Source organism: Oerskovia rustica, assembly GCF_014836555.1.
GTDB classification, from domain to species: Bacteria; Actinomycetota; Actinomycetes; order Actinomycetales; family Cellulomonadaceae; genus Oerskovia; species Oerskovia rustica.
Genome location: NZ_JACSQQ010000012.1, coordinates 54874 through 62436 on the forward strand (window position 1 = coordinate 54874; position 7563 = coordinate 62436).

General features: G+C 66.9%; 13 protein-coding genes. All 13 read left to right on the plus strand.

The features are described 5' to 3' along the window. Window positions 1–183: 183 nt before the first annotated feature. The 13 genes from rplN to map all read left to right on the plus strand — a co-directional run bounded on the left by rplN (window position 184) and on the right by map (window position 7529). Window positions 184–552: a 50S ribosomal protein L14 gene (gene rplN, locus H9652_RS08850; RefSeq protein ID WP_021480431.1), complete on the plus strand. Its 369-nt coding sequence runs from the start codon at window positions 184–186 to the stop codon at window positions 550–552. Window positions 553–554: 2 nt separating this feature from the next. Then, window positions 555–896: a 50S ribosomal protein L24 gene (rplX, locus tag H9652_RS08855; RefSeq protein WP_030151930.1), complete on the plus strand. Its 342-nt coding sequence runs from the start codon at window positions 555–557 to the stop codon at window positions 894–896. Then, window positions 896–1468, plus strand: a complete 573-nt coding sequence (rplE, locus tag H9652_RS08860) for a 50S ribosomal protein L5 (protein WP_225227967.1) — start codon at window positions 896–898, stop codon at window positions 1466–1468. The genes rplX and rplE overlap by 1 nt, the downstream gene beginning before the upstream one ends. A gap of 1 nt (window position 1469) precedes the next feature. Then, complete coding sequence (locus H9652_RS08865) at window positions 1470–1655, plus strand: type Z 30S ribosomal protein S14 (RefSeq protein ID WP_012867931.1); 186 nt, start codon at window positions 1470–1472, stop codon at window positions 1653–1655. Window positions 1656–1731: 76 nt separating this feature from the next. After that, window positions 1732–2130, plus strand: coding sequence for a 30S ribosomal protein S8 (gene rpsH / locus H9652_RS08870; RefSeq protein ID WP_030151928.1), 399 nt, complete (start codon window positions 1732–1734; stop codon window positions 2128–2130). Between the two features lie 20 nt (window positions 2131–2150). Then, on the plus strand, window positions 2151–2687 hold the full coding sequence (gene rplF, locus H9652_RS08875) for a 50S ribosomal protein L6 (protein ID WP_138825545.1): 537 nt from the start codon (window positions 2151–2153) through the stop codon (window positions 2685–2687). Window positions 2688–2689: 2 nt separating this feature from the next. Beyond that, the gene (gene rplR, locus H9652_RS08880; protein WP_030151926.1) at window positions 2690–3061 is read left to right on the plus strand and encodes a 50S ribosomal protein L18; all 372 of its coding nucleotides are present in this window, start codon (window positions 2690–2692) and stop codon (window positions 3059–3061) included. A gap of 52 nt (window positions 3062–3113) precedes the next feature. After that, complete coding sequence (rpsE, locus tag H9652_RS08885; RefSeq protein ID WP_030151925.1) at window positions 3114–3770, plus strand: 30S ribosomal protein S5; 657 nt, start codon at window positions 3114–3116, stop codon at window positions 3768–3770. After that, window positions 3770–3952 carry a 50S ribosomal protein L30 gene (gene rpmD / locus H9652_RS08890; RefSeq protein WP_030151924.1) on the plus strand — a complete coding sequence of 61 codons (183 nt, stop codon included), beginning with the start codon at window positions 3770–3772 and terminating at the stop codon, window positions 3950–3952. The genes rpsE and rpmD overlap by 1 nt, the downstream gene beginning before the upstream one ends. 2 nt (window positions 3953–3954) lie before the next feature. After that, window positions 3955–4527 (plus strand): 50S ribosomal protein L15, encoded by a 573-nt coding sequence (gene rplO, locus H9652_RS08895; RefSeq protein WP_138825543.1) that lies wholly within the window; start codon window positions 3955–3957, stop codon window positions 4525–4527. Between the two features lie 232 nt (window positions 4528–4759). After that, entirely contained in the window at window positions 4760–6055 is a 1296-nt protein-coding gene (secY, locus tag H9652_RS08900) for a preprotein translocase subunit SecY (RefSeq protein WP_138825541.1), read from the plus strand. 56 nt (window positions 6056–6111) lie between these two features. After that, on the plus strand, window positions 6112–6669 hold the full coding sequence (locus H9652_RS08905) for an adenylate kinase (RefSeq protein ID WP_191795959.1): 558 nt from the start codon (window positions 6112–6114) through the stop codon (window positions 6667–6669). Between the two features lie 23 nt (window positions 6670–6692). Next, window positions 6693–7529: a type I methionyl aminopeptidase gene (gene map / locus H9652_RS08910; protein WP_191795918.1), complete on the plus strand. Its 837-nt coding sequence runs from the start codon at window positions 6693–6695 to the stop codon at window positions 7527–7529. Window positions 7530–7563 lie beyond the last annotated feature (34 nt).

The following is a 7563-nucleotide window of genomic DNA, read 5'->3' on the forward strand; positions in this document are numbered from 1 at the left end:
CCCCCCCCCCCCCCCCCCCCCCCCCACCGGTCTCGGGCCGTACCAAGGTGCGGCAACCAGTAGACAGGACGGCGGGACCCCGCCGCGCCTGGCCGGTTCACCCGCAAGGGACCCGGCACTGACAGCTATCCGTTCGGCAAGGCTCGCTCCGCGAGAACCAGCTCGACGACAGGAGTTCACTACATGATCCAGCAGGAGTCGCGACTTCGCGTCGCCGACAACACGGGTGCCAAGGAGATTCTCTGCATCCGTGTTCTCGGTGGTTCGGGCCGTCGCTACGCCGGAATCGGCGACGTCATCGTCGCAACCGTCAAGGACGCTATCCCCGGCGGCAACGTGAAGAAGGGCGACGTCGTCAAGGCGGTCGTCGTTCGCACCGCCAAGGAGCGCCGTCGTCCGGACGGTTCCTACATCAAGTTTGACGAGAACGCGGCCGTGATCCTCAAGAACGACGGCGAGCCCCGTGGCACGCGTATCTTCGGCCCCGTGGGCCGCGAGCTGCGTGACAAGCGGTTCATGAAGATCATCTCGCTGGCTCCGGAGGTGCTCTGAACATGGCGAAGATCAAGAAGGGCGACCTGGTGGTCGTCATCTCTGGCAAGGACCGCGCAAGCCAGGGTCGCGTGCTCGAGGTCCTCACGGACTCCGACCGCGTGATCGTCGAGGGCATCAACCGCGTCACGAAGCACACCAAGGTGGGTCAGTCCCAGCGTGGGACGCGTACCGGTGGCATCGAGGTCGTCGAGGCGCCGATCCACGTGAGCAACGTGATGGTCGTCGACCCGGAGACCAAGAAGGGCACCCGCGTCGGGTACCGCACCGAAGAGGTCGAGCGTGACGGCCGTACGCGCAAGGTTCGCGTGCGCGTCGCCAAGCGTTCCGGTAAGGACATCTGATGAGCACTGAACTGCAAGCCCCTGAGATCGCGCGTCTCAAGCAGCGCTACCGCGACGAGATCGTCGCCGGCCTCCTCGAAGAGTTCGGTCACGAGAACGTCAACCAGGTTGCACGACTGACGAAGATCGTCGTCAACATGGGTGTCGGCGACGCCGCCAAGGACTCGAAGCTCATCGAGGGTGCCATCCGCGACCTCTCGGCCATCACCGGCCAGAAGCCGCAGGTCACGAAGGCCCGCAAGTCCATCGCTCAGTTCAAGCTGCGTGAGGGCATGCCGATCGGCGCGCACGTCACGCTGCGCGGCGACCGCATGTGGGAGTTCCTCGACCGCCTGCTGTCCATCGCGCTGCCGCGTATCCGCGACTTCCGCGGCCTGTCGCCCAAGCAGTTCGACGGACACGGCAACTACACCTTCGGTCTCACGGAGCAGTCGATGTTCCACGAGATCGACCAGGACAAGATCGATCGCGTCCGCGGTATGGACATCACGATCGTGACGACGGCGACGACCGATGACGAGGGCCGCTCCCTGCTGCGCCGTCTCGGCTTCCCCTTCAAGGAGCAGAACTGATATGGCGAAGAAGGCCCTGGTCAACAAGGCAGCCGCAAAGCCTAAGTTCGCGGTTCGCGCCTACACTCGCTGCCAGAAGTGCGGTCGCCCGCACTCCGTGTACCGCAAGTTCGGCCTGTGCCGTATCTGCGTTCGCGAGATGGCACACCGTGGCGAGCTTCCCGGCGTCACCAAGAGCAGCTGGTAACAACTACGTCGTAGGTCTGGCACGGTTCCCCTCGGGGAACCGGCCAGATACCCCGGCGAGGAAGGGCTGAAGCCCAATGACGATGACCGACCCGATCGCAGACATGCTGACCCGTCTGCGTAACGCGAACTCGGCTTACCACGAGACGGTTCAGATGCCGTTCTCGAAGCTGAAGTCGCACATTGCTGAAATTCTGCAGGCCGAGGGCTACATCTCCGGCTGGACCGTCGAGGACGCGCCCGTGGGCAAGTACCTCACCATCCAGCTGAAGTTCGGCCCGAACCGTGAGCGCTCCCTTGCCGGTGTGCGCCGCGTGTCGAAGCCCGGACTGCGTGTGTACGCGAAGTCGACCAACCTGCCCAAGGTTCTCGGTGGCCTCGGCGTGGCGATCCTGTCCACGTCCTCCGGCCTCCTGACCGACCGTCAGGCAGCCAAGAAGGGCGTGGGCGGAGAAGTCCTCGCCTACGTCTGGTAATCGGAAAGGAGAGATACGCCATGTCTCGTATCGGCAAGATCCCCGTTCCGGTTCCCGCCGGAGTGGATGTCACGATCAGCGGCGCACTGGTGACGGTCAAGGGCCCGAAGGGTTCCTTGGAGCACACCATCCCCGCCCCCATCGAGGTCTCCCAGGACGCCGACACCCTCGTGGTGACGCGCCCGAACGACGAGCGTGCATCGCGCGCTCTGCACGGCCTGACCCGCACCCTTCTCGCGAACCTGGTGACCGGTGTCACCCAGGGCTACGAGAAGAAGCTCGAGATCGTCGGTACCGGTTACCGCGTGACCGCGAAGGGCACTGACCTGGAGTTCGCTCTCGGTTTCAGCCACCCCGTCGTGGTCGCCGCACCGGCCGGCATCACCTTCGCTGTCGAGTCCCCGACCAAGTTCTCGGTCGCGGGCATCGACAAGCAGCAGGTCGGCGAGGTCGCTGCGAACATCCGCAAGATCCGCAAGCCCGAGCCGTACAAGGGCAAGGGTGTGCGTTACGCCGGCGAGGTTGTCCGCCGCAAGGTCGGAAAGGCTGGTAAGTAACGATGGCTCTCAAGGTTCTCGGCAAGGGCAAGGCAGTCTCGCGCAAGCGTCGCCACCTCCGCCTGCGCAAGAAGATCGCTGGCACGGCTGCTCGTCCCCGTCTCGTCGTGACGCGCTCCGCGCGCCACATCACGGCGCAGATCGTGGACGACACGATCGGTCAGACCGTTGCTTCCGCATCGACCATCGAGGGCGACCTGCGGTCGTTCGACGGTGACAAGAGCGCGAAGGCCCGCAAGGTCGGCGAGCTCGTCGCCGAGCGTGCCAAGGCCGCTGGTGTCGACTCGGTCGTCTTCGACCGCGGTGGCAACAAGTACCACGGCCGGGTGGCTGCAGTCGCCGACGGGGCCCGCGAAGGCGGTCTGTCCCTGTGATGATGGCCGAAACCACCACCGTGTACACGGTACGGAAGCAAAGGATTCTCTGATGGCTGCAGGGCAGCGCAGCAACACCGGCGCCCCTACGGGTGCCGCCAACGAGTCGACCGACCGCAACTCCGGAGGCCGCGGCGACGCTCGTCGCGACGGTCGCCGTGGTGACGGTCGCCGTGGTGACGCCGCCGAGAAGAACGCCTTCGTCGAGCGCGTCGTCACCATCAACCGCGTGTCCAAGGTCGTCAAGGGCGGCCGTCGCTTCAGCTTCACCGCGCTCGTCGTGGTGGGCGATGGCGACGGTACCGTCGGTGTCGGCTACGGCAAGGCGAAGGAAGTCCCCGCGGCGATCGCCAAGGGTGTCGAGGAGGCCAAGAAGAACTTCTTCAAGGTTCCCCGCATCCAGGGCACCATCCCTCACCCCATCCAGGGCGAGGCAGCCGCCGGTGTCGTCTTCCTGCGTCCGGCAGCCCCGGGTACCGGTGTTATCGCCGGTGGTCCGGTGCGCGCCGTGCTGGAGTGCGCGGGCATCCACGACGTCCTGAGCAAGTCGCTCGGTTCGTCCAACGCGATCAACATCGTGCACGCGACGGTCGAGGCCCTGCGCAACCTGGAGCAGCCTGAGGCTGTTGCAGCGCGTCGTGGCCTGCCGCTCGAGGCCGTGGCTCCGGCCGCGCTCCTGCGTGCACGTGCAGCTGGGGTAGGTGCGTGATGGCTCGACTCAAGGTGACCCAGACGAAGTCCGCCATCGGCGGCAAGCAGAATCAGCGCGACACGCTGCGCACTCTGGGCCTCAAGCGGATCGGCGACACCGCCGTGAAGGAGGACCGCCCGGAGATCCGCGGCATGGTCGCAACGGTGGCGCACCTCGTCGCCGTTGAGGAGGTCGAGTGATCATGGCTGAGAAGGCCAAGAAGGAGACCGCGGTCGAGGCTTCGACCGACGCTCCGAAGAAGAAGGCTCCCGCCAAGAAGGCAGCTGCGACCGAGGCCCCCAAGGCCGAGGCGCAGCAGACCGTCGGCGCTGGTGGCACCCTCAAGGTCCACCACCTCCGTCCCGCCCCCGGCGCCAAGAAGGCCAAGACCCGTGTGGGTCGTGGTGAGGCGTCGAAGGGTAAGACGGCCGGCCGTGGTACCAAGGGCCAGAAGGCTCGGTACCAGGTGCCGGAGCGCTTCGAAGGTGGACAGATGCCGCTGCACATGCGTCTGCCCAAGCTTCGTGGCTTCAAGAACCCGTTCCGCACGGAGTACCAGGTCGTGAACCTGGACAAGCTCTCCGCGCTGTACCCCGAGGGTGGCTCCGTCACCGTCGAGGACCTGGTCGCCAAGGGAGCCGTCCGCAAGGGCGAGCTCGTCAAGGTGCTGGGCACGGGGGAGGTCACCGTCAAGCTCGAGGTCGCGGTCGACGCGTTCTCGGCTTCCGCCAAGGACAAGATCCTTGCGGCCGGTGGCTCCGTCTCGGAGGACTGACACGTAGGACAGGGCCGATAGCGCGATGCGCTGTCGGCCCTGTCTGCGTCTGGGGGTGGTCCGCCGGTGCCGCCGCTGCTCGGGGGAACGTAGAATCATCGCCGGTTGTCTCAATTTGCCGTCCATCGCGGCGCAGCGGCTAAGGTGCCCCATGGCGTCCCGTGCCGGGTGCGTCACATCTCGCCGACCAACCGGCGACACGACATCCCGCCTCGGCGGGCCAGGAGGATAGGTGCTCAGCGCATTCGCCCGGGCTTTCCGGACACCTGACCTGCGGCGCAAGCTGCTGTTCACGATCGCCATCATGGCGATCTTCCGTGTGGGCTCGTTCATCCCGACCCCTGGTGTGGACTACGCCAACGTCCAGCAGTGCATCGACACGCAGGGCCAGAACAACCTCCTGGGCATGGTGAACCTGTTCAGCGGTGGCGCCCTGCTCCAGCTCTCGATCTTCGCGCTCGGCATCATGCCGTACATCACCGCGAGCATCATCGTGCAGCTGCTCCGCGTGGTCATCCCTCACTTCGAGGCTCTGCACAAGGAGGGCCAGTCCGGTACCGCGAAGCTCACGCAGTACACGCGCTACCTGACGATCGCCCTCGCGGTCCTGCAGTCGACGACCGTCATCACGACGGCCCGCAGCGGGCTGCTCTTCCCGGGCTGCCCCGTCCCGGTCATCCCGGACAACAGCTTCCTGACGTCCGCGATCATGGTCATCACCATGACGGCGGGTACCGGCCTCATCATGTGGCTCGGCGAGCTGATCTCCGAGCGCGGTGTCGGCAACGGCATGTCGCTCCTCATCTTCACGTCGATCGCGGCCAGCTTCCCGCTCGCTCTCTGGTCGATCGCGGGCGGCTCGAACGGCGCGATCAACTTCACGATCATGATCGCGGTCATCGTCCTGGTCATCGGCCTGGTCGTCTTCGTCGAGCAGTCCCAGCGCCGTGTGCCGGTCCAGTACGCGAAGCGGATGGTCGGACGCAAGATGTATGGCGGCTCGAGCACCTACATCCCGATCAAGATCAACATGTCCGGCGTCATCCCGGTCATCTTCGCGTCGTCGCTGCTCGCGGTCCCCGGCCTCATCGCCCAGTTCGGCGACACGACGGCCGGGTGGGTCCAGTGGGTCACCAAGTACCTCGCGGACCCGGCCTCGCCGATCCACATCTCGATCTACGTGGTCCTCATCGTCTTCTTCTGCTTCTTCTACACGGCCATCACGTTCAACCCGGACGAGGTCGCGGACAACATGAAGAAGTACGGCGGCTTCATCCCGGGCATCCGGGCCGGCCGCCCCACGGCGGAGTACCTCGACTACGTCATCACCCGCATCACCTCCGCGGGTGCCATCTACCTCGCGCTCGTTGCGCTCATCCCGACGCTCGTCCTGGTCCTGCTGGGGGTGAGCACCAACATCCCGTTCGGTGGTAGCTCGATCCTCATCGTGGTGGGCGTCGGCCTCGAGACGGTCAAGCAGATCGACTCGCAGCTGCAGCAGCGTCACTACGAAGGGTTCTTGCGTTGACCGACACGACTCCCGTTGCGGGTACCTCGTCCGAGGGCTCCGCGCGCTTGATCATCATGGGTCCCCAGGGGGCCGGCAAGGGCACCCAGGCGGCTCGCCTGGCGGCGCACTACGGCATCCCGGCGATCTCCACGGGCGACATCTTCCGTGCGAACATCAAGGGCGGCACCGAGCTGGGCAAGCTGGTGCAGGAGTACACGGCGAAGGGTGAGCTCGTCCCCGACTCGGTGACGAACGACATGGTCCGTGACCGCCTCGCGCAGGACGACGTCGCGCGCGGCTTCATCCTCGACGGCTACCCGCGCAACGCTGCCCAGGTCGTCGAGCTCGACGGGATCCTCGCCGACCTCGGTGTCGAGCTGGACGCCGTCCTCGAGCTCACCGCGGACCGCGACGAGCTCCTCGCCCGCCTGCGCAAGCGTGCGGAGATCGAGGGCCGTGAGGACGACACCGAGGAGGCGATCGCCCGCCGTCTCGACATCTACGCCGAGCAGACCGCTCCGCTGACGTCCGCGTACGCCGAGCGGGGCCTCCTGGCCCAGGTCGACGGCATCGGTGAGATCGACGACGTGACCAAGCGTCTCGTCGAGGCGCTCGCGCCTCTCGTCGGCTGACCCGGGGACGGTAGGAACGCGAAGTGTTCGGTCGCGAGAAGATCGAGTACAAGACGGTCGACCAGGTGCGCACGATGCGCCGGGCAGGGCTGGTGGTCGCCGACGCGCTCGCCACGGTCCGCTCGGCGGTGCGTCCCGGCATGACGACCGCGGACCTGGACGCGCTGGCGGCGGCCGTGATCGGCGATGCCGGCGCGACGCCGTCGTTCCTGGGGTACCACGGGTACCCGGCGACGCTGTGCGTCTCGGTGAACGACGAGGTCGTGCACGGCATCCCGGGGACGCGTGAGCTGCTCCCGGGCGACGTCGTGTCGGTGGACTGCGGCGCGATCGTCGACGGCTGGCACGGGGACTCCGCGTTCTCGTTCGTCCTGCCCGAGGCCGACGCGGCGGACGTCGCACTCGTCGAGGCGACCGAGCGGGCGCTCTGGGCCGGCATCGCCGCCCTGGCGACCGGCGAGCGTCTGGGGGACGTCGGCAACGCGGTCGAGGACTCGATCGAGGCGTCGGCCGCGACCGACGGTGTGCCCTACGGGATCATCGAGGAGTACGTCGGGCACGGCATCGGTACGTCGATGCACCAGCCGCCGGACGTCCTGAACTACCGGACACGTGAGCGTGGGCCGCGGCTCAAGCCGGGCATGTGCCTGGCCATCGAGCCCATGGTGACCCGTGGCGAGCGCTTCACGCAGGTGCTCGAGGACGACTGGACGGTCGTGACCGACGACGGCGCGCGTGCGGCCCACTGGGAGCACAGCGTCGCCATCCTCGAGGGCGGCATCTGGGTCCTGACGGCCCCCGACGGCGGTGCCGCGAAGCTCGCAGAGCTCGGCGTGACCGTCGCCCCGCTCGACGTCTGAGGCTCGTCCGTACGGCGACGGGCCCCCCCCCCCC